General features: G+C 64.8%; 1 pseudogene. It reads left to right on the forward strand.

The annotated features are described in order from the left end of the window. A pseudogene (locus FQ755_RS01225) lies at positions 1–911 on the forward strand (RHS repeat protein); the annotation flags it as partial.

A 911-nucleotide genomic window follows, 5' to 3' on the forward strand; every position in this document is an offset into this window, starting at 1 on the left:
GAACACGGGCGCATCACGCGTGTGGCGCTGCTGGATGACGCGGGTGAGGCAACGCGCACACTGGGCACCTATGTCTACGACGATGCGGGCGATCTGGTGGAAGCCGTCGACGAAAACGGCGCGTCGTGGTCCTATACGTATTCGCACCATCTCGTCACGCGCTACACGGACCGCACCGGTCGCGGCATGAACCTGCAGTGGGACGGCACGCATCTGGATGCGAAGGCGATCCGCGAATGGGCCGATGACGGCACGTTCGACACGCGCCTCGAATGGCACGACCGGCTGCGGCTGACGTTTGTGACCGATGCGTTGGGCCGCACCACGCAGCAGTATTACGATATCGACGGCTACCCGTACCGGGTCGTGTATCCGGACCGCACCGAAGAGTGGTTCTTCCGCGACGCGGCGAAAAACGTCACACGGCATGTCTACCCGGACGGCGGCGAAGAGCAGTTCACGTGGGATGCGCGCGGCAACCTGGCCACGCACACGGCACGCGATGGCCGTACCGCGTACTTCGTGCATGACCGGCACGACAACCTCACGGGCATCCAGGACCCGGAGGGCAACCGCTGGGAGCGGTACTACGACAGCAAGGGGCGAGTCGTCGAGGCAACCGATCCGCTCGGGCGCGTGACGAAGTACACCTACAATGATGCCGGGTTGCCGGTGACGGTCACCGATCCGAAGGGCGGCAAAAGGCAGATTGCGTGGCGCCCCGATGGGCAGATCGCAAGCTACACCGACTGTTCGGGCAAGACTGCGACGTGGAAATATGATGGGCGCGGGCGGCTGGTGGCCACGCAGAACGCGGCAGGCGAGACCACGCGATATGAATACGAGGCGGGGCAGCTGTCTGCGCTCGTGCGGCCCGACAAAACCCGTGAACTGTTCGGGCGTGACGCCGA

Origin of the sequence: Paraburkholderia sp. BCC1885 (assembly GCF_900996235.1) — a bacterium.
GTDB lineage: Bacteria > Pseudomonadota > Gammaproteobacteria > Burkholderiales > Burkholderiaceae > Paraburkholderia.